Origin of the sequence: Kribbella sp., from assembly GCF_035655035.1 — a bacterium.
In the GTDB taxonomy this organism is placed as follows: domain Bacteria; phylum Actinomycetota; class Actinomycetes; order Propionibacteriales; family Kribbellaceae; genus Kribbella.
In genome coordinates this window covers 1-23,298 of sequence record NZ_DASRVN010000152.1, presented here as the reverse complement: position 1 = coordinate 23,298, position 23,298 = coordinate 1, and the positions used below count along the sequence as shown (strand labels likewise).

At 69.1% G+C, this 23,298-nt stretch carries 24 protein-coding genes; 10 read left to right on the top strand and 14 right to left on the bottom strand.

Annotation, left to right across the window (positions count from 1 at the left end):
* Together VFF46_RS08830 and sucC are read right to left on the bottom strand one after the other, a co-directional pair.
* Nucleotides 1-513, bottom strand: a 513-nt coding sequence (locus VFF46_RS08830; protein ID WP_325036549.1) for a CoA-binding protein, incomplete at its 3' end; no start/stop codon positions are given.
* A 14-nt stretch (nt 514-527) separates the two neighbouring features.
* Nucleotides 528-1,700, bottom strand: a complete 1,173-nt coding sequence (sucC, locus tag VFF46_RS08825; RefSeq protein ID WP_325036548.1) for an ADP-forming succinate--CoA ligase subunit beta — start codon at nt 1,698-1,700, stop codon at nt 528-530.
* A gap of 127 nt (nt 1,701-1,827) precedes the next feature.
* On the opposite strand from sucC, the gene VFF46_RS08820 reads away from it, so the two are divergent.
* A complete protein-coding gene (locus tag VFF46_RS08820; protein WP_325036547.1) occupies nt 1,828-3,477 on the top strand; it encodes a glycoside hydrolase family 13 protein in 1,650 nt (549 codons plus the stop codon).
* Nucleotides 3,478-3,538: 61 nt separating this feature from the next.
* On the opposite strand, the gene VFF46_RS08815 is transcribed toward VFF46_RS08820, so the two are convergent.
* The 5 genes from VFF46_RS08815 to VFF46_RS08795 all read right to left on the bottom strand — a co-directional run bounded on the left by VFF46_RS08815 (nt 3,539) and on the right by VFF46_RS08795 (nt 7,773).
* Complete coding sequence (locus VFF46_RS08815; RefSeq protein WP_325036546.1) at nt 3,539-3,682, bottom strand: hypothetical protein; 144 nt, start codon at nt 3,680-3,682, stop codon at nt 3,539-3,541.
* Nucleotides 3,679-4,539: a carbohydrate ABC transporter permease gene (locus VFF46_RS08810; protein WP_325036545.1), complete on the bottom strand. Its 861-nt coding sequence runs from the start codon at nt 4,537-4,539 to the stop codon at nt 3,679-3,681. The genes VFF46_RS08815 and VFF46_RS08810 overlap by 4 nt, the downstream gene beginning before the upstream one ends.
* On the bottom strand, nt 4,539-5,594 hold the full coding sequence (locus VFF46_RS08805) for a carbohydrate ABC transporter permease (protein WP_414673046.1): 1,056 nt from the start codon (nt 5,592-5,594) through the stop codon (nt 4,539-4,541). The genes VFF46_RS08810 and VFF46_RS08805 overlap by 1 nt, the downstream gene beginning before the upstream one ends.
* Nucleotides 5,595-5,691: 97 nt before the next feature.
* Complete coding sequence (locus tag VFF46_RS08800) at nt 5,692-7,014, bottom strand: ABC transporter substrate-binding protein (RefSeq protein WP_325036544.1); 1,323 nt, start codon at nt 7,012-7,014, stop codon at nt 5,692-5,694.
* A gap of 339 nt (nt 7,015-7,353) precedes the next feature.
* On the bottom strand, nt 7,354-7,773 hold the full coding sequence (locus tag VFF46_RS08795) for a cobalamin B12-binding domain-containing protein (protein ID WP_325036543.1): 420 nt from the start codon (nt 7,771-7,773) through the stop codon (nt 7,354-7,356).
* 133 nt (nt 7,774-7,906) lie between these two features.
* Here VFF46_RS08795 and VFF46_RS08790 point away from each other — a divergent pair, with 133 nt between their 5' ends.
* The 3 genes from VFF46_RS08790 to VFF46_RS08780 all read left to right on the top strand — a co-directional run bounded on the left by VFF46_RS08790 (nt 7,907) and on the right by VFF46_RS08780 (nt 10,403).
* Nucleotides 7,907-8,773 carry an esterase/lipase family protein gene (locus VFF46_RS08790; protein WP_325036542.1) on the top strand — a complete coding sequence of 289 codons (867 nt, stop codon included), beginning with the start codon at nt 7,907-7,909 and terminating at the stop codon, nt 8,771-8,773.
* Nucleotides 8,774-8,951: 178 nt separating this feature from the next.
* Nucleotides 8,952-9,857: a M23 family metallopeptidase gene (locus VFF46_RS08785; protein WP_325036541.1), complete on the top strand. Its 906-nt coding sequence runs from the start codon at nt 8,952-8,954 to the stop codon at nt 9,855-9,857.
* A 27-nt stretch (nt 9,858-9,884) separates the two neighbouring features.
* Complete coding sequence (locus tag VFF46_RS08780; RefSeq protein WP_325036540.1) at nt 9,885-10,403, top strand: DUF6886 family protein; 519 nt, start codon at nt 9,885-9,887, stop codon at nt 10,401-10,403.
* Between the two features lie 17 nt (nt 10,404-10,420).
* Here the strand turns inward: VFF46_RS08780 and VFF46_RS08775 are convergent, their stop codons facing one another.
* Together VFF46_RS08775 and pcrA are read right to left on the bottom strand one after the other, a co-directional pair.
* Nucleotides 10,421-10,981 carry a hypothetical protein gene (locus tag VFF46_RS08775; RefSeq protein ID WP_325036539.1) on the bottom strand — a complete coding sequence of 187 codons (561 nt, stop codon included), beginning with the start codon at nt 10,979-10,981 and terminating at the stop codon, nt 10,421-10,423.
* A 71-nt stretch (nt 10,982-11,052) separates the two neighbouring features.
* Nucleotides 11,053-13,383 carry a DNA helicase PcrA gene (pcrA, locus tag VFF46_RS08770; protein WP_325036538.1) on the bottom strand — a complete coding sequence of 777 codons (2,331 nt, stop codon included), beginning with the start codon at nt 13,381-13,383 and terminating at the stop codon, nt 11,053-11,055.
* Nucleotides 13,384-13,524: 141 nt separating this feature from the next.
* Between pcrA and VFF46_RS08765 the strand changes: the two genes are divergently transcribed.
* Both VFF46_RS08765 and VFF46_RS08760 read left to right on the top strand, forming a co-directional pair.
* Complete coding sequence (locus tag VFF46_RS08765; protein WP_325036537.1) at nt 13,525-14,118, top strand: ClpP family protease; 594 nt, start codon at nt 13,525-13,527, stop codon at nt 14,116-14,118.
* On the top strand, nt 14,115-14,723 hold the full coding sequence (locus VFF46_RS08760) for an ATP-dependent Clp protease proteolytic subunit (RefSeq protein WP_325036536.1): 609 nt from the start codon (nt 14,115-14,117) through the stop codon (nt 14,721-14,723). The genes VFF46_RS08765 and VFF46_RS08760 overlap by 4 nt, the downstream gene beginning before the upstream one ends.
* Nucleotides 14,724-14,814: 91 nt before the next feature.
* On the opposite strand, the gene VFF46_RS08755 is transcribed toward VFF46_RS08760, so the two are convergent.
* Nucleotides 14,815-15,888, bottom strand: coding sequence for a serine hydrolase domain-containing protein (locus VFF46_RS08755; protein ID WP_325036535.1), 1,074 nt, complete (start codon nt 15,886-15,888; stop codon nt 14,815-14,817).
* Between the two features lie 43 nt (nt 15,889-15,931).
* Here VFF46_RS08755 and VFF46_RS08750 point away from each other — a divergent pair, with 43 nt between their 5' ends.
* Genes VFF46_RS08750 through VFF46_RS08735 form a run of 4 tightly spaced genes read left to right on the top strand, consistent with a single transcriptional unit; the run spans nt 15,932 to nt 19,604 of the window.
* On the top strand, nt 15,932-16,645 hold the full coding sequence (locus tag VFF46_RS08750) for a PIG-L deacetylase family protein (protein WP_325036534.1): 714 nt from the start codon (nt 15,932-15,934) through the stop codon (nt 16,643-16,645).
* 41 nt (nt 16,646-16,686) lie between these two features.
* Nucleotides 16,687-17,412, top strand: a complete 726-nt coding sequence (locus VFF46_RS08745; protein ID WP_325036532.1) for an alpha/beta hydrolase — start codon at nt 16,687-16,689, stop codon at nt 17,410-17,412.
* A gap of 60 nt (nt 17,413-17,472) precedes the next feature.
* The gene (locus VFF46_RS08740) at nt 17,473-18,822 is read left to right on the top strand and encodes a DUF1727 domain-containing protein (RefSeq protein WP_325036531.1); all 1,350 of its coding nucleotides are present in this window, start codon (nt 17,473-17,475) and stop codon (nt 18,820-18,822) included.
* Nucleotides 18,819-19,604: a glutamine amidotransferase gene (locus VFF46_RS08735; RefSeq protein WP_325036530.1), complete on the top strand. Its 786-nt coding sequence runs from the start codon at nt 18,819-18,821 to the stop codon at nt 19,602-19,604. Before VFF46_RS08740 ends, VFF46_RS08735 begins: the two co-directional genes overlap by 4 nt.
* A gap of 55 nt (nt 19,605-19,659) precedes the next feature.
* On the opposite strand, the gene VFF46_RS08730 is transcribed toward VFF46_RS08735, so the two are convergent.
* From VFF46_RS08730 to VFF46_RS08715, 4 genes are all read right to left on the bottom strand, one after another.
* Nucleotides 19,660-20,982, bottom strand: a complete 1,323-nt coding sequence (locus VFF46_RS08730; RefSeq protein ID WP_325036529.1) for a C1 family peptidase — start codon at nt 20,980-20,982, stop codon at nt 19,660-19,662.
* Nucleotides 20,983-21,076: 94 nt separating this feature from the next.
* The gene (locus VFF46_RS08725) at nt 21,077-22,069 is read right to left on the bottom strand and encodes an ABC transporter permease (RefSeq protein ID WP_325036528.1); all 993 of its coding nucleotides are present in this window, start codon (nt 22,067-22,069) and stop codon (nt 21,077-21,079) included.
* A 45-nt stretch (nt 22,070-22,114) separates the two neighbouring features.
* Nucleotides 22,115-22,756, bottom strand: a complete 642-nt coding sequence (locus tag VFF46_RS08720) for a response regulator transcription factor (RefSeq protein WP_325036527.1) — start codon at nt 22,754-22,756, stop codon at nt 22,115-22,117.
* A partial coding sequence (locus VFF46_RS08715; protein WP_325036526.1) for a sensor histidine kinase occupies nt 22,753-23,298 on the bottom strand: 546 nt, incomplete at its 5' end. The genes VFF46_RS08715 and VFF46_RS08720, both read right to left, overlap by 4 nt.

The following is a 23,298-nucleotide window of genomic DNA, read 5'->3' as shown; positions in this document are numbered from 1 at the left end:
CTGCAGCTCGTACATCATCTGGTACGTCAGCGTGCCGGACTTCGACACCAGACCGATCCGGCCCTGGCCGGCGATGCTGGCCGGGATGATGCCGGCGTTCGACTCGCCCGGGGTGATGATGCCGGGGCAGTTCGGGCCGATGATCCGGGTCTTGCCGGACGCCTGCGCGGCGGCGAAGAACGCGGCGGTGTCGTGCACCGGCACGCCCTCGGTGATCACCACGACCAGCGGCACCTCGGCCTCGACGGCCTCCAGTACGGCGTCCTTGGTGAACTTCGGCGGGACGAAGATGACCGACACGTTCGCGCCGGTCTCCTTGACCGCGTCCGCGACGGTGCCGAAGACGGCGACCGACTTGCCGTCGAAGTCCTGGCTCTGGCCCGCCTTGCGCGGGTTCACGCCGCCGACGATGTTGGTGCCCGAGGCGAGCATCCGGGTGGTGTGCTTGGTGCCCTCGGAGCCGGTCATGCCCTGGACGATGACCTTGCTGTCCTTGGTCAGGAAGATAGACATTGTTCGGCGATCCCTTACTTCGCAGCCAGCTCGGCGGCGCGCTTGGCGGCGCCGTCCATCGTGTCGACCCGCTCCAGACCGGCGAGGCCTGCCTCGTCGAGGATCCGGCGGCCCTCCTCGGCGTTGTTCCCGTCCAGGCGGACGACCAGCGGCTTGGTCACGGCCTCGCCGCGGCTCGCCAGCAGCTCGAACGCCTGCACGATGCCGTTCGCGACCGCGTCACAGGCGGTGATGCCGCCGAAGACGTTCACGAACACGCTCTGCACCTGTGGGTCGGAGATGATGATCTCCAGGCCGTTCGCCATCACCTCGGCGCTCGCGCCACCACCGATGTCGAGGAAGTTGGCCGGCTTCTGGCCGCCGAACTCCGCACCGGCGTACGCGACGACGTCCAGCGTGGACATGACCAGACCCGCGCCGTTGCCGATGATGCCGACCGAGCCGTCGAGCTTCACGTAGTTCAGGCCCTTGGCCTTGGCCGCCGCCTCCAGCGGGTCGGCCGCCGTGACGTCCTCGAACTCGGCGTGGTCCGGGTGCCGGAAGTCAGCGTTCTCGTCCAGCGTGACCTTGCCGTCCAGCGCCTCGACGTTCCCGTCCGCGAGCTTGACCAGCGGGTTCACCTCGACCAGCGACGCGTCCTCGGCGATGAACACCTCGTACAGCTTGACGATCTCCGGTACGACGGCGTCGATCACGTCGGCCGGGTACTTCGCGGTCTCGGCGATCTCCCGCGCCTTCGCCTCGTCCACGCCCTTGGCCGGGTCGATCGAGATCTGCGCGACCGCGTCCGGGTTGGTGTGCGCGACCTCCTCGATCTCCATGCCGCCGGCGGCGGACGCGATGCAGAGGTAGTTGCGGTTCGCCCGGTCGACCAGGAACGAGAAGTAGTACTCCTCGGCGATCGCCGCGGCCGGGACGATGTTCAGGATCTTGACGACGTGACCCTTGATGTCCAGCCCGAGGATCTCGCGGGCCTTCTCCTCCGCCTCGTCCGGGCTGGAGGCCAGCTTGACGCCGCCTGCCTTGCCGCGCCCACCGGTCTTGACCTGGGCCTTCACGACCACCCGGCCGCCGATCTTCTCGGCTGCCGCGCGGGCCTCCTCCGGAGACGTGACAACCGCACCCACGGTCGTCCGCACTCCGTGCTTGGCGAAGACCGTCTTCGCCTGGAATTCCATCAGATCCACGAGTGTGGTCCCTCTCTCGCCTGTACGGATTCCTGACACTAGCCACCCTTGTGCCGAGAGCAACAGCCGGGGTACTGGCTGAGACGACTGTCACAGGCGCTCGGGCGGCCGTGCGAGGCTGGTTCGCATGACCGATTCAGTACCTGACTCCGGAACCAGACCAGCTGACGACTGGTGGCGTAGTGCCGTCGTTTACCAGGTGTACCCCCGTTCGTTCGCCGACGCGGACGGCGACGGCACCGGCGACGTGAACGGCATCCGCGCCCGGCTGCCGTACCTCGCCGAACTCGGCGTCGACGCGCTCTGGATCAGCCCCTGGTATCCCTCCCCGCTGCTCGACGGCGGGTACGACGTGGCCGACTACCGCGACATCAACCCGGAGTTCGGCACCCTCGCGGACGCCGACGCGCTGATCGCCGAGGCGCACGCGCTCGGGCTGCGGATCCTGATCGACCTGGTGCCGAACCACTGCTCCTGGCAGCACCCGTGGTTCCAGGCCGCGCTCAAGGCCGGGAAGGGCTCGCCGGAGCGGGACCTGTTCTGGTTCCGCGACACCGAGGACGGCAAGCCGCCGACGAACTGGCCGGCCGCGTTCGGCGGTCCCGCCTGGCAGCAGATCGAGGACGGGCAGTGGTACCTGCACCTGTTCGACATCTCCCAGCCGGACTGGAACTGGGACCACCCGAAGGTGATCGAGGAGTTCGACGCGATCCTGCGGTTCTGGTTCGACCGCGGCGTGGACGGGTTCCGGATCGACGTGGCCGACTCGATGGCGAAGGACCCGAGCCTGCCCGACGTACCGCTGGAGAACGGCGAGCCGACCCGGGAGAAGTACGTCGGGAACCCGTTCTACGACCAGCCCGGGGTGCACACGATCCACCAGCGCTGGCGGGCGATCGCCGACGAGTACGCCGATACGCCGCAGGGCCCGCGGGTGTTCGTGGCCGAGGCGTGGCTGTCGCCGGCCGAGCGGCTCGCGCAGTACGTGCGGCCGAACGAGCTGCACTCGGCGTTCAACTTCGACGCGCTGCGGGCGAAGTGGGACGCGAAGGAGCTCCGCGAGGTCATCGACCACACCACCGAGAACCTCTGGGCGGTCGGCGCGCCGGCGACCTGGGTGCTGAGCAACCACGACACGATCCGGCACCGCACGCGGTACGGGCGGGACCTGAAGGACGCGCTGGAAGGTGCGGGCGTGGTCCCGACGGATCTCGCGCTGGGGCTGCGCCGGGCGCGCGCCGCCGTACTGCTGGAGCTGGCGCTGCCGGGTGGCGCGTACATCTATCAGGGTGACGAGCTCGGGCTGCCCGAGGTCGAGGACCTGCCGGAGGACAAGCTCGACGACCCGACGTGGGAGCGTTCCGGGCACACCGTCCGCGGCCGCGACGGCTGCCGGGTGCCGATCCCGTGGTCCGGCGCGGAACCGCCGTACGGTTTCGGGCCTGGCACCGGTCAGCCGTGGCTCCCGCAGCCGTCGGACTGGGCGCCGCTGACCGCGGAGGCACAGACCGGCGACCCGGACAGCCACCTCAACCTCTACAAGGCGGCCCTGCGGATCCGGCACGACCACCCGGCCCTCGGCGAAGGCCGCCTCGCCTGGGACACCGAAGCGCCCGAAGGCGTCCTGTCCTTCACGCGCGACCCCGGCTTCCGCTGCGTCGTCAACGTGAGCGACAGCCCGGTCGCGCTGCCCCCACACGCCAAGGTGCTGCTCGCCAGCGAGCCGCTCACCAACGGGGAGCTCCCGGCGGATGCGACCGCCTGGCTGAGCGTCTGATGCAGAAACGGCCGGAGCCTGGTGGCTCCGGCCGTTTCTCGCCCCGAAGGGTGGTTTCGTTTCAGCGGTAGCGATCCCGGTCCTCGCGATCGCGGCGGTCCCGGTCCTCCCGGTCGCGTCGGTCGCGGTCCTCCCGGTCCCGGCGGTCCCGGTCCTCGCGGGCCCGCCGGTCGCGGTCTTCCTGGTCCCGCCGGAACGGGCTCACTTCACGCCACCGGCCGTGAGGCCGGCGACGATGCGGCGCTGGAACAGCAGGACCGCGATCACCAGCGGGATCGTGACCACCACGCCGGCGGCCATCTGGCTGCCGAACGGCTGGTCCCGGCCGGTGGTGCCGGTGAACTGCGAGATGATCACGTTCGCGGTCTGGATCGACTTCTTGTTGGTCATGCTCAGCGCGATCAGGAACTCGTTCCAGGCCGCGATGAACGTGATGATCGCGGTGGTGAACACCCCGGGTGCCGCCAGCGGGATGATCACCTTGCGGAACGCCTGGGCCGGCGTACAGCCGTCCACCATCGCCGCCTGCTCGAGCTCCTGCGGCATCTGCCGGAAGAACGCGGTCAGGTTCCACACCGCCAGCGGCAGCGCGAACGACAGGCTGGGCACGATCATCGCCTGGTAGGTGTTGATCCAGCTGATGCTCACGAACAGCTTCAGCAGCGGGACGACCAGCGAGATACCCGGGAACATCGAAGTGGTGATGATGATCGCCAGCACGATGTTCTTGCCCCGGAAGTCCAGCCGGGCCAGCGTGTACGCCGCGATCATGCCGATGATCAGCGTCAGGATCGTCACCGACCCGGCCACGATCAGGCTGTTCAGCAGCCCCCGGCCGAAGCCGTTCGAGCCGCTGAACACGTCCTTGAAGTTCTGGAACGAGAACGGCATCGGGATCGCGGCGTTGGAGAACTGGTCGGACGGCCGGCGGAACGCCGACACCAGCATCCAGTAGAAGGGCGCCAGGCAGTAGATCACGATGATCGCGACACCGAGCAACGGCAGCCAGCGCTTCACGAACGGGTTCTCACCGGCCCGCATCTGCGGAATCTCGCTTGCCATCAGACAGCCCTCCCTGAACCCGACGCGGCGCTCAGCGTGACCGCGGACGACGCCGCCGCGGTTCCGGCGCCACCGTTCTTCTTCCGGCGGCCGCCGCCGGGCTTCTTCGCCCGCGCCTCACCGATCACGTCGGCGCCGAGGATCTTCACGAACATGTACGCCACCACCGCGACGTAGACGAACAGCACGGTCGCGTACGCCGCCGCCGGTCCGTATCTGACGTTGAACGCCTGGTCGTACGCCAGCATCGACAGCGTCTCGACCGAGTCCTTGTGCGCGCCGACCAGCACGAACGGCAGGTCGAAGATCCGCAGCGTGTCGAGGATCCGGAACAGGACCGCCACCAGCAGCGCCGGCTTCACCAGCGGCAGCGTGATCCGTACGAAGGTCTGCCACGCGTTCGCCCCGTCCACCTTGGCGGCCTCGTAGACCTCGGCCGGGATGGTCTGCAGCCCGGCCAGGACCAGAAGGCCGATGAACGGTGCGGTCTTCCAGGTGTCCGCGATCACCACCGAGAGCTTGGACTGCCAGCCCTCGGTCGACCACAGCACCTGGGTGCCGAGCAGGGCGTTGGCGATGCCGTCCGCCTGGAAGACCCACTTCCACAGCAGCGCCGAGATGACCGTCGGGATCGCCCACGGGACCAGGATGCTGGCCCGGACGATGCCCCGGCCCTTGAAGGCCTTGTGCATGATCAGCGCCATCGCGACGCCGAGCACGGTCTCCAGTACGACGCAGACCACGGTGAAGAACGTCGTGTTGTAGAACGCGTTCCAGAACCGGTGCCCGGTGTCGCCGCGGAAGATGTCCGCGTAGTTCTTCAGCCCGACCCACTGCGACCCCTGGACCACGAACCCGTTCGCGTCCAGGTGCTGGCCACTCTGGTACAGCGACTCCCGCAGTGCCGAGATGATCGGGAACAGCACCACCAGCGCCAGCACGATCAGCGTCGGAGAGAGCAGGACCGCGGCCAGCCGGCCGGTGCCCTCGTCGAAGCGCTGCTGGCGCTTCACTTTCTTGACCGGTCGTTCCGCGACCGGCGCGCTTACAGTCACCTGAGACTCCTTTGTTCCCCGGGGACCACCCGGGCGGGGACGGGCCGGGGCCGGTGCGTGGTCACGAAAGCTCCACCCACCGGCCCCGGCACGACGATCAGGGCGTGATGAGCGACTGCAGCTTGGTCTGCAGGTCGGCCAGCGCCTTGTCCGGCGGCGTCCCGTTGCTCAGCGCGCCGTACGCCGCCGCCTGGATGGCCGCGGTGACGTCGCCGTACTTGACCACCTTCGGCCGCGGCTGCGCACCGAGGATCGAGGCCTTCAGCGGGGCCAGGTACGGGAACTGCTTGGTCAGCGTCGGGTCGTCGTACAGCGAGGCCCAGGTCGGCGCCTGCGACGTCTTCTCGATGTTCGCCTTCTGGCGGGCCTCGCTCGCCATGAAGTTGATGAAGTCGATCGCGGTCGCCTTGTTCTTGGCGAACGAGCTGATCGCGTAGTCGTGACCACCGAGCGAGGAGACACCCGGGCCGGTCTTGCCCGGCAGCGGCGCGACCGCGAACTTGCCGGCCACCTTCGACGAGCCGTCGGTCTTGTTCGCCAGCGCGTACACGTACGGCCAGTTGCGCAGGAAGAGCAGCTTGCCGTCCTGGAAGGCGCGGCGGCTCTCCTCCTCCTTGTAGGTGATCGCTTCCTTCGGGATCACGCCGGTCTTGAAGTCGTTCACCAGCTCGGTGAGGCCGGCCTTGGCCTCCGGGGTGTTGACGTTCGGCTTGCCGTCCTTGCCGACGATCTCACCGCCGGCGGAGTTGACCGCCTCGGAGAAGTTCACCGTCAGGCCCTCGTACTTCTCGAACTGGCCCGCGTAGCAGCCGATGCCCTTGCCGGCCGGGGTCGCCTGCACCTTGGTGCAGTCGGCCTTCATCTCGTCCCAGGTCTTCGGCGCCGCGGTGATGCCGGCCGCCTTCAGCAGGTCGCTGCGGTAGTACAGCAGGCCGCCGTCCGAGGTCATCGGTACCGCGTACAGCTTGTCGCGGTACTTCGCGGTCTCCACGGTCGCCGGCACCAGCTTGCCGAGGTCCGGGACCCGGTCCTCGGGGATCTGGGTGATCCACTGGTTCGCGGCGAACTCCGAGGTCCAGACCACGTCCATCACCAGGACGCTGTACGCGCCGGCCTTGGTCTGGGCGTCCTGGACCATCTGCTGGCGCTGCGCGTCCGCGTCCTCGGGCAGCTCCTTCAGCGTCACCTTCTCGTTCGGGTGCTGCGCGTTCCACGCGTTGAGCTGGTTCTGCAGGTTTCCGGAGGTGTCCTTGCCGCTGGCAAGGGTGATCGGGCCCCGGCCCTCGAGCGCCCCGGTCGAAGCACCCCCGCTGCTGCTGCCTCCGCTGCCGCCGCTACCACACGCGGTGGCCAGCAGCGCGAAGCTGCCTGCGACGGCGACGAACGCCGTCCTGCGCGCATGTGATCGTTCAAACCTCATCGTTTACCTGCCCTCTCCCGATTCGGGACTTCGCTTTGTCCTACGGCGGCGGTCACAGCTCCCCACCGCACTGCGATCCACCCTGTCCGGACAGTAACCGAGAACGGGCCGATGTGTTCTGAGCCACACACAGCCTGCCCTTCGGTCTCTGAAACGGTCAGCCGTATGGCTGTATGCGACCGCGTTTGGGAAGCCCGCACAACCGGGCATTTCCTAACGATTCGGTATTACCGATTAGTAACCTGACTGAATCGGGCAGGACTGTTCAGAACGACTCCGGGCAGTCGCCATCACGCTCCGGAGCGGATCCACGACTCCAGTACGGCGTTCAGCCGCGCCTCAGGCAGGCGAGGCGGAGGCGTCGCCGACGTTCGCCCGGACCCACTCGACGATCTCGGTGGTGGTGGCGCCGGGAGTGAAGATCTTGTGGACGCCGAGCTCGGCCAGCGGCTGCAGGTCGGCGTCCGGGATGATCCCGCCGCCGAACACCACGATGTCCTCGGCGTCGCGCTCCGCGAGCAGCTCGCGGACCCGCTTGAACAGCGTCATGTGCGCGCCGGACAGCACCGACAGCCCGATCGCGTCCGCGTCCTCGGCGATCGCGGTCTCGACGATCTGCTCCGGGGTCTGGTGCAGCCCGGTGTAGATGACCTCCATGCCGGCGTCCCGCAGGGCGCGGGCGACGACCTTGGCGCCCCGGTCGTGACCGTCCAGACCGGGCTTGGCGACGACGACGCGCAACGGGCTCGTAGCAGGCATGGGGGCAGGCTAACCCGCTGCGACCTCACGGATAAGACACGGCGGCGTGTGTTCCCCCACACGCCGTACGGGAACCGGTTACCGTGGAAAGTGATCGGACCACCGGGGGGTCTGGTTTGGTGAGGAGTCGCCCATGAGCAGCTGGCAGGACGACGTCCGCGGCGCGCTGGACGGACTCGCGTACGGCGCCCGCTCCGCACTCTCGCCGAGCGTGCTGCACGGCGCCGCCGTCGAGATCGGCTGGCTGACCACCCACCTCGCGATGTACCCGCTCGGCCTGGTCGGCCGCGCGCCCGCGCTGCCTGCCCGGCTGAACCTGACCGGCCTCGGCCCGGCGCAGCGCGGCCTGCTGGTCAGCGACGTCCGCGCCGCCGGTACGCCGATCCTGCTGGCGCACGGGATCATCGACAACCACACGATCTTCGCGCTGATGCGCCGGCACCTGGTCCGCCGCGGGTTCGGCAGCATCCACACGTTCTCGTACTCACCGCTGACCCTCGACGTACGCCGTACCGCCGAGCGGATGGGCCACGAGATCGAGGCGATCTGCGAGGCATCCGGGTCCGACCAGATCCACGTCATCGGGCACAGCCTTGGCGGGCTGATCGCGCGGTACTACGTGCAGCGACTCGGCGGGGATGCCCGCGTGCACACCTGCGTGACGCTCGGTACGCCGCACCAGGGCACGATGGCCGCGAAGCTGCTGCCGTGGCCCCTGGTCAAGCAGGTCCGGCCGGACAGCGACCTGCTGGCCGAGCTCGCCGAGCCGGCGCCGGACTGCCGGACCCGGTTCCTGGCGTTCTACAGCGACGTCGACCAGTTGATCGTGCCGCAGCGCCGGGCCCGGATCCGGCATCCGGACCTGCAGGCGACCAACATCCGGGTGCACGGCGTGGGTCATCTGTCGCTGCCGTTCCACGGCGAGGTCGTTCATCGGATCACCGGCGCGCTGGCACATCTCGACGAAGAACCCGAACTGCCTGACCAGGCAGCGTTCTGAGCGCTTGCGGCGGATGCACGTGCAGGCGCGCATGCAAAAGTTTCGTGAAGGCGCGCCGTAAAAGTGGGTGGCGGGGTTTGTCACCCCGTGACCCTTCCGTTATGGTCTGTGAGTCCTCTTCGGGAATAACCCCGGAAGGACGGGCAGATCCCCTCCCCTGTGACCGAAAGGCCACGTTGTGTCCCAGCACCGTGCCGCGGGCGACCGCGTCACGCCCGGCAACGCTGCGCGCAAGACCGGCGCAGGACGTCATAGTGCCAAGCATCGCGTCGCCAGGCGTAACACCCCGAGCAGTACCCAGATCGTCGGATTGACCGCCGCGCTCGCCGCGGCCGCCGGAGCTGTCGGCTTCAGCCACAGCTCACTGGCGTCACCGACCCAGGCGAACACCGCGGTCAACCTCGCGGCCCTCAGCCTGGACGGTGGGCAGCAGCTGTCCGGCATCACCACGGCACGCATCCAGGCGCGCCAGCTCGCCACCCGTGACTCCTCCCGGGTCCAGCTGGCCGACACGACGACCACCAAGAAGCAGTCCGCGGCCGCCAAGCTCGCGAAGCAGCGGGCCGCGAAGCTGACCGCCACCCAGGCGCTCACCGCGAAGCGCGCGAGCGCGCTGGCCACCGCGAAGGCCAAGGCCGCGGCCGCCGAGAAGCAGGCCCGCGAGTCGGCGACCCGCTGCCAGATCATGCTGACCGGCTACCACATCACCGCGACCTTCGGGCAGGGCGGCAACCGCTGGGCCCACAACCACACCGGCCTCGACTTCGCCGCCCCGATCGGGACCCGGATCGGCGCCGTGATGAAGGGCGTGGTGATCTTCGCCGACTGGGCCGGCCCGTACGGCCGTCAGGTCCAGGTCCGGCACGAGGACGGCACCACCACCTGGTACAACCACATGTCGAAGTTCAGCGTGTCGGTCGGCGAGACCGTGTACGCCGGTGACCAGGTCGGCGCGGTCGGGATGACCGGCAACACCACCGGCCCGCACCTGCACTTCGAGGTGCACCCGGGCGGCGGCCCCGCGGTCGACCCCGACCCGTGGCTGCGCAACCACTGCGGCCTGAACCCGTACACCTCCATGTGACGACGTCCAGGCACTAAGCTGCGGCGCATGCGTCCGGCGGCCGGCGAAGTACTGCATTTCTCCGAAGATCCGACCATCGAGATCTTCCGCCCGCACGTCGCGAAGACCGCGAAGCCGGGCACGGCGTACGTCTGGGCCGTCGGCCACGACCGTGCACCCGACTACTGGTTCCCGCGGCAGTGCCCGCGGGCGATGGCCTGGGTCGGGCCGGACACTACCCCTGAGGACCGCGACCGGATCATCGGTCTCGGCTCGGGGACCCGCGTGCACGCCGTCGAGTACGGCTGGCTGGATGCGATCCGGACCGTCGAGCTGTATGCGTATCGGCTGCCGGCCGGTGTGTTCGTCGCGCACGACGCAGCGGTCGTCGCGACCACCGACGTACGGCCGCTCGGGCCGCCGGAGCGCGTCGGGGACCTGTTCGCGCTGCACGAGGAGGCCGGGATCCAGCTGCGGGTCCTGCCCCGGCTGCACGACTTCTGGGCCGCCGCGACCGCCAGCACACTCGAGTGGAGCGGCATCCGGCTCAAGAACGCCAAACCCTGACGGCTGAGGACACTAGGTCAGCGCTGCCAGACCTCGGCGGTGGTCAGGAACGCCGACGACCCCGGCTTGTCCGGCGAGCCGTCGACCTGGACGAAACCGGGCACCGACGCGCCGCCGATCGACACTGTCGCCGAGCGAACCGGGGCGATCACCAGGCTGAGGCTGTGGTTGCCCTCGGCGAGCTGGAAGTTGTCGGTCGAGAACAGCCGCCGGTCCAGTACGCCGCCCATCTCGATCTGGATGTCCGCGGCCTTCGCGCTCAGCCCGTCGGCGAGGTTCATCGAGACCTGCACCAGGTCCCGCTCGACGGCCGGCTCGTGCCACGGTAGGCCCTGGACCTCGAGGAACGAGCGCACGAAGTACCGCTCCAGCCAGGCCGCCAGGTCGACGTCCTCGGAGACCACCCGGACGATCCCGTCGAACCACAGCACCACCGCCGTACCGGAACCGCGGATCGACCAGTCGACCATCCAGATCGACGCGTACGCCGTGACCCGGCCGTTCTCGTCGAACAGCCGGAGGCCAGGATTCGCCCCCGCCAGGATGATCCGGCGGTTGACGGCCGACGACTTGGGCATAGGGGCGCGCTTCCGGGAGGGGCCGAAGATCCTTGATTGTCTCAATCTCCGGGTCAGATGCAACGCAAAGCTTAGATCTTTTCTACGGGTGCATAGCGAAGCAGGAGCCTTTTCACGCCCTCGGAGCCGAAGTCGATGTCGGCCTGGGCCTGCTGGCCCTCGCCGCGGACCACCACGACGGTGCCCATGCCGAAGCTGTCGTGCACCACCCGGTCGCCCGGATTCAGGCTGATCACCGGCTTGTCGGACGCCGACTTGCGCGTCGGCTCGTAACGGCTCGGGATCCCGCTGCCGCGGGTCGTGCCGGTGCCGGACCAGCGGGTGATCGCGGAGTCGTCGCGGCGCCAGTCGAGCAGCTCGGCCGGGATCTCCTCCAGGAACCGGGACGGCGGGTTGTGCTGCGGAGCGCCGTACGCCGACCGCACCGCGGCCCGGGAGATCGCCAGCCGCTGCCGGGCCCGGGTGATCCCGACGTACGCCAGCCGCCGCTCCTCCTCGAGCTCCTTCAGGTCGGTCAGCGACCGGGAGTGCGGGAAGACGCCGTCCTCCATCCCGGTCAGGAACACCACCGGGAACTCCAGGCCCTTCGCGGTGTGCAGCGTCATCAGCGTGACCACGCCCTCGGTGGCCGCGTCCGGGATCTGGTCGGCGTCGGCGACCAGCGCGACCCGCTCCAGGAACGCCTGCAGGTCGGCCGCCTCACCCGCCGCGGTCCGCTCCTCGACGAACTCGCGGGCCACCGAGATGAACTCGTCCAGGTTCTCCAGGCGGGTCTCGTCCTGCGGATCGGGCGACTTCTGCAGCGCCTCGTAGTACCCCGAGCGGTGCAGCGCGACGTCCAGGATGTCGTCCGGCGGTGCGCCCGAGTCGACCATCGCGGTCAGCTCGTCGAGGATGTCCACGAACGCCTGGACCGCGTTCACCGAGCGGGACGCCATCGCCGGCGCATCCTGCGCGCGGCGCATCGCCTGCGCGAACGAGATCCGGTCGCGCTGCGCGAGCGCCTCGATCGCGGCCTCGGCCCGGTCGCCGATCCCGCGCTTCGGCTCGTTCATGATCCGGCGCAGCGAGACGGTGTCCTCCGGGTTCACCAGCACGCGCAGGTACGCGAGCGCGTCGCGGACCTCCTTGCGCTCGTAGAACCGGACGCCGCCGACCACCTTGTACGGATGGCCGGTGCGGATGAAGACCTCTTCGAAGACCCGGGACTGTGCGTTGGTCCGGTAGAACACCGCGACGTCGGACGGCTTCACGCCCTCGGAGTCGGCCAGCCGGTCGATCTCGTCGGCGACGAACTGCGCCTCGTCGTGCTCGTTGTCCGCGACGTACACCGCGATCTGCTCGCCGGCGCCCTGGTCGGACCAGAGGTTCTTGGCCATCCGCCCCTCGTTGCGGGCGATCACCGCGTTGGCCGCGGACAGGATGGTCTGGGTGGAGCGGTAGTTCTGCTCGAGCAGGATCGTCTCGGCGCCGGCGAAGTCCTCCTCGAAGGCGAGGATGTTGCGGATCGTCGCCCCGCGGAACGCGTAGATCGACTGGTCCGAGTCGCCGACCACCATCAGCTCGGCCGGCGGCGCCGTCGGGCCGTTGCCATCTGAATTGTTGATGGCGGCCGGATCCTCACCACACAGCTCACGGATCAGCGTGTACTGCGCGTGGTTGGTGTCCTGGTACTCGTCGACCAGCACGTGGCGGAAGCGGCGCCGGTAGTACTCCCGGACCTCGGGGAAGGCCTGCAGCAGGTTGACCGTGGTCATCAGCAGGTCGTCGAAGTCCAGCGCGTTCGCCTGGGCGAGCCGCTCCTGGTAGATCCGGTAGCACTCGGCGTACGTCTCCTCGAGATGGTTCTCCGCCTTCGCGGCGGCCGTCTCGTGGTCGATCAGCTCGTTCTTCTGGGTCGAGATCCAGTTCAGCACGGCGCGCGGGTTGTACCGCTTGACGTCCAGGTCGAGCTCGCGGCAGACCAGCGTCATCAGCCGCCGGGAGTCGGTGTCGTCGTAGATCGAGAACGTCGAGTTGATCCCGAACCGCTTGATGTCGCGGCGCAGGATCCGGACACACGAACTGTGGAACGTCGAGACCCACATCAGCTTCGCCCGCGGGCCGACCAGGTCGACGACCCGCTCCCGCATCTCCGCTGCCGCCTTGTTGGTGAAGGTGATCGCGAGGATCGACCCGGGGTGTACGTCGCGGGCCGCCAGCAGGTAAGCGATCCGGCGGGTCAGCACCCGGGTCTTGCCGGACCCCGCGCCGGCGACCACCAGCAGCGGCTTCCCGGCGTGCACGACCGCCGCGCGCTGCTGCGGATTCAGTCCCTCGAGCAGCGCGTCCGGGTCGGGACGGGACGTCGTGGACTCCTCCAGCGGCACCGGAAGCTCATCAGGCGAGAACAGCGTAGTCATCACCCAACACCTTAGGCGCTCCCGCCGACAGTTACCGAACGCCGGTTCGAACGACGTGTCCGGGACCGGCTTCGCTGTGGGCAGAGTCGCGGTCAGCAGAAAAGCTGGGAGTGCGGCGCGCGGCCGGTCAGGGTGGGAGACATGGCAGAAGACATGAAACCGCCGCTGTTCAACGAGACCGCGCGGCAGCGGCTGTTCGGGCAGCGGATCGTCGTACTGGACCGAGCCCTCGACGACGACCTCGGGACCGTGCTGGCCACCCAGATCCTGACCCTGGCGGCCGAGGACCCCGCTACCGACATCGCGTTCTGGATCCACTCACCCGGCGGCTCGGTGCCGTCGATGCTGGCCATCCGGGACGCGATGCAGCTGGTGCCGTGCGACGTGTCGACGCTGGCGATCGGGCTGGCCTGCAGCGCCGGGCAGTTCCTGCTGTCGGCCGGTACGCCGGGCAAGCGGTACGCGCTGCGGCACGCCCGGGTCCTGATGCACCAGGGCTCGGCCGGGATCGGCGGGTCCGCCGTGGAGATCGAGATCCAGGCGAACGACCTGCGGCACATCCGGGACACCGTGCTGGGGCTGATCGCGAGCGACACCGGGCAGTCGTTCGACACCGTGCACGAGGACTCGCTGCACGACCACTGGTACACCGCGGAACAGGCCCGCGAGTACGGCTTCATCGACCACATCGTCGAGTCGTTCGACCAGGTGATGCCACGGAGGGCAGCCGCATGAGCAGTTACACGATTCCGAACGTGATCGCGTCGCACCCGCGGGGTGAGCGGATCATGGACGTCTACTCGCATCTGCTGACCGAGCGGATCGTGTACCTCGGGACGCCGATCGACTCCGGCGTCGCGAACGCGATCATCGCGCAGCTGCTGCACCTGGAGACGGACAGCCCCGAGGCGGAGATCAGCCTCTACATCAACTGCGAGGGCGGCGACATGTCCGCCATGCTGGCGATCTACGACACGATGCGGTACATCCAGGCGCCGGTCGCGACGTACGGCGTCGGGCAGGCGATCTCCGCCGGGGCGGTGCTGCTGGCCGGCGGGACCGAGGGGCGGCGGGCGATCCTGCCGCACGCGCGGGTCGTGCTGCACCAGCCGGCCGGCCGCGGTCAGGGCACCATCCCGGACCTGATCCTGCAGGCCGACGAGGTGGTGCGGGTCCGCGGCCAGGTCGAGGAGATCCTCGCCCGGCACACCGGCCAGACCGTCGAACGCCTCCGCCACGACACCGACCGCGACCACGTCCTCACCGCCGAAGGCGCCAAGGCCTACGGCATCGTCGACCACGTCATCGCCGAACGCCTCCCGGCCCCGGCCCTCGTCTGACGCCCCGCCGCATCTGCTGGGTGGGCGTCCGCGCTGCCGGGTTTGCGCCCGGTATCTCGGACGCGAACCCGGCAGCTCGCGGGTCGACCCATCAGAGGTCGGCGGCCTCGAGGACCTTGTCGGCGACGGTGGCGTGGTGCAGGAGGTCGGGTTTCGGGTGGCCGACGCGGTTGGTCAGGTACGCGTACGCGATCCGGCGGTCCGGGTCGGCCCAGCCGATGCAGCAGTTGCTGCCGTTGTGGCCGAAGGTGCGTGGACTGCTCAGCCCGCCGAGCGCCGTCCGCGCACCGTCGAGCCACCGCGGTCCGCCCAGCTGGAAGCCCTGCGACCACCGGATCGGCGCGTGCGCGGTCCGGTCCAGTTCGCCTTCGCTGCTCGGCTCGACCGCGACCGCGAGCGTCTCCGGGGCGAGCAGCGCACCCACCAGCAACCCTTGGTAGAACGTCGCCAGGTCCCGCGCCGTCGTCGAGATCCCGGCCGCCGGTACGACGGCCGCGCGGGTGCCGCGCCGGTTCAGCACCGACTGGAAGAACGGCCCGACCGCACCGGAAGCCTTGATCGGAACGTGCCGCCCCCACTCCTCGGCGGGCAGCCCGAGGTACGTGTCGCCGAGCCCGAGCGGATCGAGCACGTCCCGCCCGACCAGCTCCTCGATCGGGCGACCGCTGCACCGGCGGGCGACCTCGGCGAGCACGAACCCGAACGCCAGCGGGCTGTACGCGACGGTCCCGATCGGCCACCGCGGCCTGGCGTCCTCGATCCGCCGCAGCGACCGCTCCCAGTCGCCCATCACCCGCGCCTCGCCGAGGAACGACCCGGCATGCGTCAGCCCGGACCGGTGCCGCAGTACCTGCCGGACGGTGATCTCACGCTTCCCGTTCTGCGCGAACTCCGGCCAGTACGCCGCCACCGCGTCGTCTAGGTGCAGCCGGCCGGACTCGACCAGCTGGTGGATGACGACCGCGAGGAACGGCTTGCTCGCGGAGAAGAGCCAGAACAGCGCATCCGGTGAGCACCCGAAGGCGCGGTCCACCACGACCCGCCCGTTGCGGACGACGCAGAGCTGCGCGACCCCCGCGCGCGCCTCGACCAGCCCGACCGCCTCCGCGAGCCGTTCGGGGTCGAAGCCGGCGTCCCGAGGGTCGCAGGTGCCACCGAACTCCATGGATTCCACTGTGCCCGCCCAAGCAAACAGTTAGGGTCAACCCGTGACCGAACCGCGGCCGGACAACCAGATCGAACGGATTCTCGTCGTGGTGGCGCACCCCGACGACATCGACTTCGGCGGCGCCGGCACGGTAGCGCGCTGGACCGCGGCGGGCATCGAGGTGCAGTACTGCATCGTCACCGACGGGCAGGCGGGCGGCTTCGAGCCGGACCGCGACCGGGCCGAGATCCCCGGCGTACGGCGGGCCGAGCAGACCGCGGCCGCGCAGCACGTCGGCGTCAACAAGCTGCACTTCCTCGGCTACCAGGACGGCGCGGTGGAACCGACCCCCGAACTGGTCCGCGACATCAGCCGGGTGATCCGTACGGTCCGCCCGCAGCGGCTGCTCACCCAGTCCCCTGAGCGCTCGTGGCACCGCCTGCAGGTCTCGCACCCCGACCACCTGGCCGCGGCCGAGGCGACCGTCCGCGCGTTCTACCCGGCGGCCGGCAACCCGTACGCGTACCCCGACCTGACCGAGCCGGCCTGGGACGTCGGCGAGCTGTGGATGATGGACCACCCGACCGCGAACCACTACGTCGACGTCACCGACACGTTCGACCGGAAGCTGGCGGCGCTGATGTCGCACGCCAGCCAGCACCGCGACCCCGACGGCCTCCGGACCGGTATCCGCGCCAACTTCGCCCGGGTCGCCACCGCCGCCGGCCTCCCCGACGGCCACTACGCCGAAGCCTTCACGGTCGTCCGCCTCTAATCCGTTTGCCCGCCGGGCGGGGGCCCGTGAAGCTGGCGCCCATGACTATTTCTCATCAGGCAACCGGGACCGGCCCGGATCTGCTGCTGGTCCACGCGGGCGTCGCCGACTCGCGGATGTGGGCACGGCAGGTGGCGGAACTGCGGGACAGCCGCCGCGTGATCACCCTCGACCTGCGCGGGTACGGCGAGACGCCGTCGGCACCGCAGTACTCCGACGCCGGCGACGTACTCGCGGTCCTCGAGGAGCTCGGGGCCAAGGACGTGACGGCGGTTGGATCCTCGTTCGGCGGGTACGTCGTACAGCAGGTGGCAAGCCGGCGGCCGGACCTGTTCGCGCGGCTGGTGCTGATCTGTGCGCCGACCGACAACGTGGAGCCGGACGACGGCCTGCGGGCGCTGTGGGCCGAGGAGGAGCAACTGCTCGAGGCCGGCGACGTCGACGGCGCGACCGACCTGGCCGTCCGCCGCTGGATCGGCCCGGACGCCGACAACGAGGCCCGCGAGCTGCTGCGGGAGATGCAGAAGCACGCGTACGACGTACAACTGGCCGCCGGCGACGTCGACAACGAGGAGTGGCCGGTCGAGCCGGAGAAGCTCACCGTCCCGGTCCGGCTGGTCACCGGCGGGCACGACTACCGGTTCTTCGCCGACAGCGCGGACTACCTGACGGAGCGGCTCGCCGACTCCGAGCGGATCCACCTTCCGTGGGCCGGGCACCTGCCCACGCTGGAACATCCTGACGAAGCACTGAAACTTATTTCCTGAGCATTTGCTGAGCTTAGCGGACGCTGAGTTTGGATTGACCACCGGCCTTAGAATTCTCATATGCGAGAAACGGCTGCGATTGCTGTCGCCCGGACCGTGGCCATGCTCAGCCGCCTGCTCGGCCGGGGTGGCCAGACACTACCCGGCGTGATCGTCGGAAAATTAGCTCCCGATCTGCCCAGAAAATTGGCCGCCCAATTACCGAACGGCTGCATTCTGGTGACCGGTACGAACGGAAAGACCACCACCACCAAGCTGCTCGTCGCCGCGCTCCGGCAGGGCGGTGAGTCGGTGCTCACCAACGCCTCCGGCGCGAACCTGCGCAGCGGCGTGGTCTCGGCGCTGCTCGCCGCGGCCGACCTGCGCGGCCGGCTCCGGGCGACCGTCGGGGTGTTCGAGGTCGACGAGGCCAGCCTGCGTCTGGTCGCGCCCGAGCTGCGGCCGCGGCACATCCTCGTACTGAACCTGTTCCGTGACCAGCTCGACCGGTTCGGCGAGGTCGACATCACGGCCGACCTGCTGGCGGAGGGGATCGCGGCGACGGACGCCGACCTGTACCTGAACGCCGACGACGCCCGGGTCGCGAACCTGGCCGCCGCCGCGAACGGACAGGTCAGCTACTTCGGGATCGAGCAGCTGCCGGACCGGCTGACCGACGTACCGTCCGCGATCGACTCGGACCGGTGCCCGAAGTGCGGCGAACGGCTGCGGTTCGAGCGGATCTTCTACAGCCACCTCGGCCACTACAGCTGCCCGAACGGCGACTTCGACCGGCCCCGGCCGGACGTCACGGTCACCGAGGTGGTGCAGGCGGACCTCGACGGTACCGAGTTCGTCGTGGACATCGACGGCGTACCTCGGCGGATGCGGTGCGGGCTGTCCGGGACGTACAACCTCTACAACGCGCTGGCGGCGGTGGCCGCGGCGAGCGGCCTGGGGCTGGCCCCCACGGTGACCGCGGAGGCGGTACGGACCACCGAGGCGGCGTTCGGGCGGGTCGAGAAGACCGAGGTGCAGGGCCGGACGTTGTGGCTGCTGCTGATCAAGAACCCGGCCGGGTTCGCGCAGGTGCTGGACACGTTCCTGGTCGGGCGGACCGAGCCGCGGGTGATGATCGCGGTCAACGACCTGCCGGCCGACGGCCGCGACGTCTCGTGGCTGTGGGACGTCCCGCTGGAATCGCTGGCGCCGGTGCATCCCGAGGTGGTGACGGCCGGGACGCGCGCGTACGACATGGCGCTGCGACTGCACTACGCCGGGACCGAGGCCTCGGTCGCGTCCAGCGTCGACGACGGCATCTCACGTCTGCTGGCCGGACTGCCACCGGGCGGGAACGCATACATCCTGCCGACGTACACCGCGATGCTGCAGGTCCGCCGGGCGCTCCGCGGCCGTCAGGACGCGGCATGACCAGGGCGGTGCGGATCGCGCACCTGTACCCCCGGGACCTGAACGTGTACGGCGACCTGGGAAATGTCATCACGCTGGTCAAACGCCTGGAATGGCGCGGATTCCGGGCCGAGATACTCCCGGTGGAACCCGGCCAGGTTTTCGACTTCTCGAGCGTGGATCTGGTGTTCGGCGGCGGCGGCCAGAATTCCGCGCAATCGAGTACCGCTGAGGATTTGCTCGCGCGCGGCGACGAATTGCGGAAGATATCCGCCGACGGGGTGCCGATGCTGCTGATCTGCGGCAGTTACCAGCTGTTCGGCCGGGAATTCCTCGACGTGACCGGGCGGCGTTTTCCCGGGCTCGGGATCTTCCGGAGCAGCACCACCGCGGGCCGGCACCGGATGATCGGGAACCTCGTGGTGGACAGCCCGTTCGGGCAACTGGTCGGTTTCGAGAACCATTCGGGCCGGACGATTCTCGAGGACGGGCAGGAAGCGCTCGGCACGGTCCGGCAGGGCTTCGGGAACAACGGCGGTACCGGCGACGAAGGGGCAATTGTCGGCAACACGATCGGCACCTACCTGCACGGTCCGGCGCTGCCGAAGAATCCCGGGCTCGCCGATCACCTGCTGCTCTGCGCACTGCGCCGCTACGGTATCGAGGAACTCGAACCGCTGGACGACAAACTCGCACAACGCGCGGCCACCGTCGCCGCCGCCCGGCCGCAGGGCCATCAAACGGCCCTGCACCCACGCCGCCGCCCCTTGCACCGCTTCGCCGCCGCCCTCCGAGGCCTCTGAACAGCAGAACGTCCCGGGATCCGCAGCGGGATCCCGGGACGTCAGGTGGTTGGTGTCAGTCGGCCAGGGCGCCCATCGGGTCCCAGGCGGGGAGGACGATCGGCTCGTCGTCCAGGCGGGCCTGGAGGTCGGCCGGCAGCGCGGAGCGCCGTACGGCGATCTCGAAGACGTGCTCGCCGAACCACGAGTCGTTCATCGTCCAGAAGCCGCTGTCGGCCTTCTCGTCGCCCCAGCTGTTCTCGACCCGCCAGCGGCGCGGCTTGCCGTCGACGACGTCCACGCCGGTGAACAGCATCGCGTGCGTCATCAGCGTCTCGTGGTGCACCAGACGCTCGGCCTTGTCCAGCGTGAACTCGGTGTCGTACACCGAGGCGTAGTCGTACAGCTTGGCGTCCCAGAAGCCCAGGTCGCCGTTCATCTGCTTGCCGACGTCGCAGCCGAACCAGACCGGCTCGCCGCCGACGATCGCGTCCTGGGTGAGCTGCTTCATCAGGTCCATCTCGACGTTCAGGTACACCACCGGCGGCGCGTCGATCACGTTGCCGAGGAAGTCCACGGTGAAGGTCCGGCCGACCGGGCTGGTCGAACGCGGGTCGTGCACCAGGCAGACGTAGTCGTCGACCGGCAGCTGCACGTACTTCGCCGCGAACTCGGTCGGGGTGATCCAGCCGTCGCGGTGGAAGCCCTTGTCGGTGTCCTTCCACTGCCACAGGAACTTCTGCGGCGGCGTGCCCAGGTGGATGCTCAGCACCCGGTGCACGGTGGTCAGGATCTCGCCCTTGCGGTCCCGCCGGGCCTCGTCGCCGTCCAGCGCCCGCAGGTCCCGGGCGCCCTGGCGGAGCAGCTTGCGCAGGATGTCGTTCAGCTGCGCGGTGGCCGACGAGCTCTCGCTCTCCGGCATCGCGGTCTTCGGCACCAGGCCGTGCTTGCGGACCACCGCGATGAACATGTTCCACTGGCCGCCGTCACCGATCGGGTCGGACAGCAGGTGCGCCACGGTCCGGTCGTCGGCGTCCCGGCCGGCGGTCTCGATGATCGCCTCGAGGAAGAAGTTGGCCCGCTCGAACTTGTCCCAGAACAGCACGTAGTTCTGCGAGAACTCGAAGTCCTTCACACCGAGTTTCTCCGCGGCGCCGACCCGGAGCAGATTCAGCCCGGCGAACATCCAGCACCGGCCGCTCTTCTTCTGGTTGGTCACCTTCCAGTCGTCCAGCAGATGGGACACCGAATGGTCCATCGACGTGACGACCTGACGATCCAGGGCGATGTTGTTGACCGGCGTCTGCGTGACGGCGTTCTGCATCACCCGGTACTGCGGGTTCGACGCGAACTCCTTCTCGAAGAGCGCGAGCTGATCGGCTGTGAGATTCCGCTCCATAACAGTCGACCGTATAACAGCTCCGAAGCCCGGACCGCCGCTTCGGAGTGGCGAATCCATGCCCTGGCCGAAACGCGCCAGTACCCGCCGGTGTTCAGGTCAGCCGAACGCGCGGATCGATCAGGCTGTATGTGACGTCGACCACCAGGTTCAGTACGACCAGGAACACCGTGGCCAGCAACACAGTGCCCATGATCAGTGGCAGATCGTAGTTGTTCACGCTGTCCAGCGACAGCATGCCGAGACCGGGCAGATCGAACAGCCGCTCGGTGAAGATCGCACCGGACAGGCTGCCGGCGATGTCCAGCCCGAAGATCGTGATCACCGGGATCAGCCCGGACCGTAACGCGTGCTTGTAGGTCACCACCCAGTCCGCGAGACCCTTGGCCCGCGCGGTCCGGATGTAGTCCTCGCTCAGCGCCTCGACCATCGAGCCCCGGGCGAAGCGGGCGTAGTCGGTGCAGCCGTACAGGCCCTGGATGATCCACGGCGCGAGCAGGCCGGTGCCCCACTTCCACAGACTGTGCGTCGGCGGTGTCCAGCCGGCGCGGGGCAGGATCGGATGCAGGACCGTCAGGTACAAGACAGCGATCAGACCGACGATGTAGTACGGCACTGCGCTGACCAGCAGTGCGCCGCCCATCAGTACGCGATCGCCGGCGGTGCCCCGGCGCCGTGCCGCCATCGCACCGAGCGCCACGCCGACGGTGAGCACGATCACGGCCTGCCCGAGCACCAGGGACGCCGTGACCGGCAGTCTCGTCAGCAGCAGGCCGGTGACCGGCTGGTCGTTCTTGAACGAGAACCCGAGGCAGGGTACGGCGCAGTGCTGCACCACCCCGGAGGTCTCGAAGTCGCGGCCGACCGCGATGCCCTTCACGAACCGCGCGAACTGCTCGACCTTCGGCTCGTCGAGGTGCAGATTCGCCTTGATCTCGTCGTACCGCTGGGTCGTGCACTTGCGCTCGCCGCAGATCGCACCGGCCGGATCGGTCGGCGCGACGAAGAACAGCGCGAAGGTCGCCACCAGGGTGGCCAGGACAACGCTCAACGCCGATACCAGCCGGCGGACCAGGTAGAACCCCACGGTCCGAATAGTCGCACGGGCCGACCGGTATCAGACCGGCCGATATCAGACCAGGCGGCGGTCCGTGGCCCAGCGGGTCAGTTCGTGCCGGTTCGACAGCTGGAGTTTCCGCAGTACGGACGAGACGTGGGTCTCCACGGTCTTCACCGAGATGAACAGCTCCCGGGCGACCTCCTTGTACGCGTAGCCGCGGGCGATCAGCCGCAGCACCTCGCGCTCGCGCTGCGACAGCCGGTCCAGGTCCTCGTCCACCGAGGCGATGTCGATCGCGCCGGAGAACGCGTCCAGGACGAAACCCGCCAGCCGCGGCGAGAACACCGCGTCGCCCTCGGCGACGCGGTTGATCGCGTCCACCAACTCGGGGCCGGAGATGTTCTTGGTCACATACCCGCGGGCGCCGGCCCGGATCACCCCGATCACGTCCTCGGCGGCGTCGGACACCGACAGCGCCAGGAACTTCACGTCCGGGTGCCGCTGGTGCACCTGCTTCATCACCTCGGTACCGCCGCCGCCCGGGAGGTGCACGTCGAGCAGTACGACGTCGGGCTCGTTGCCGACGATCGCCTTCACCGCGGTGTCGACGTCGGACCCCTCCCCGACGATGTCGACCGACGTACCGATCTCGCTGCGTACCCCGGCCCGGAACATGTCGTGATCGTCGACGACGACAACCCGCCTGCTGCTCATCTGTCCATCTCCAGTCGCACTTCGGTCCCTGTCTCCGGATCGGACCGCACCGTCGCGCGGCCGCCGTGCCGTTCCATCCTGCCCATCACACTGTGCCGCAGGCCGAGCCGGTCGTCCGGGACCTCGTCCACGGCGAACCCCTTGCCGCGGTCGCGGACGAACATCTCCACCCGGTCGCCGTCCACCTCGACGAACACGTCGATCTTCGCAGCTCCGGAGTGCTTGGCCGCGTTCACCATCGACTCCCGGGCGGCCCGGACCATCGACGCCAGCGGCTCGGTCAGGTCGCAGTCGCCGACCGTGACCACCTCGATCGGTACGCCGTGCGAGTCCTCGACCTCGGCCGCGGCCTGCTTCGCGGCGCCGGCGATCGTCTGGTCGGCGTCGTGCTCCTCGTCGTACAGCCAGGACCGCAGCTCGCGCTCCTGGGAGCGGGCCAGCCGGGCGACCGCCTTCGGGTCCTCGGCCTGCTTCTGGATCAGCGCCAGCGTCTGCAGCACCGAGTCGTGCAGGTGCGCGGCCATGTCGGCGCGCTCCTGGGA

Bases quoted from the DNA above. Each gene is read 5' to 3' on its own strand.
- VFF46_RS08820 (WP_325036547.1), top strand. From the start codon at position 1,828: ATGACCGATTCAGTACCTGACTCCGGAACCAGACCAGCTGACGACTGG.
- VFF46_RS08810 (WP_325036545.1), bottom strand. From the start codon at position 4,539: ATGGCAAGCGAGATTCCGCAGATGCGGGCCGGTGAGAACCCGTTCGTG.
- VFF46_RS08800 (WP_325036544.1), bottom strand. From the start codon at position 7,014: ATGAGGTTTGAACGATCACATGCGCGCAGGACGGCGTTCGTCGCCGTC.
- VFF46_RS08795 (WP_325036543.1), bottom strand. From the start codon at position 7,773: ATGCCTGCTACGAGCCCGTTGCGCGTCGTCGTCGCCAAGCCCGGTCTG.
- VFF46_RS08790 (WP_325036542.1), top strand. From the start codon at position 7,907: ATGAGCAGCTGGCAGGACGACGTCCGCGGCGCGCTGGACGGACTCGCG.
- VFF46_RS08780 (WP_325036540.1), top strand. From the start codon at position 9,885: ATGCGTCCGGCGGCCGGCGAAGTACTGCATTTCTCCGAAGATCCGACC.
- VFF46_RS08775 (WP_325036539.1), bottom strand. From the start codon at position 10,981: ATGCCCAAGTCGTCGGCCGTCAACCGCCGGATCATCCTGGCGGGGGCG.
- pcrA (WP_325036538.1), bottom strand. From the start codon at position 13,383: ATGACTACGCTGTTCTCGCCTGATGAGCTTCCGGTGCCGCTGGAGGAG.
- VFF46_RS08765 (WP_325036537.1), top strand. From the start codon at position 13,525: ATGGCAGAAGACATGAAACCGCCGCTGTTCAACGAGACCGCGCGGCAG.
- VFF46_RS08760 (WP_325036536.1), top strand. From the start codon at position 14,115: ATGAGCAGTTACACGATTCCGAACGTGATCGCGTCGCACCCGCGGGGT.
- VFF46_RS08755 (WP_325036535.1), bottom strand. From the start codon at position 15,888: ATGGAGTTCGGTGGCACCTGCGACCCTCGGGACGCCGGCTTCGACCCC.
- VFF46_RS08745 (WP_325036532.1), top strand. From the start codon at position 16,687: ATGACTATTTCTCATCAGGCAACCGGGACCGGCCCGGATCTGCTGCTG.
- VFF46_RS08740 (WP_325036531.1), top strand. From the start codon at position 17,473: ATGCGAGAAACGGCTGCGATTGCTGTCGCCCGGACCGTGGCCATGCTC.
- VFF46_RS08735 (WP_325036530.1), top strand. From the start codon at position 18,819: ATGACCAGGGCGGTGCGGATCGCGCACCTGTACCCCCGGGACCTGAAC.
- VFF46_RS08730 (WP_325036529.1), bottom strand. From the start codon at position 20,982: ATGGAGCGGAATCTCACAGCCGATCAGCTCGCGCTCTTCGAGAAGGAG.
- VFF46_RS08720 (WP_325036527.1), bottom strand. From the start codon at position 22,756: ATGAGCAGCAGGCGGGTTGTCGTCGTCGACGATCACGACATGTTCCGG.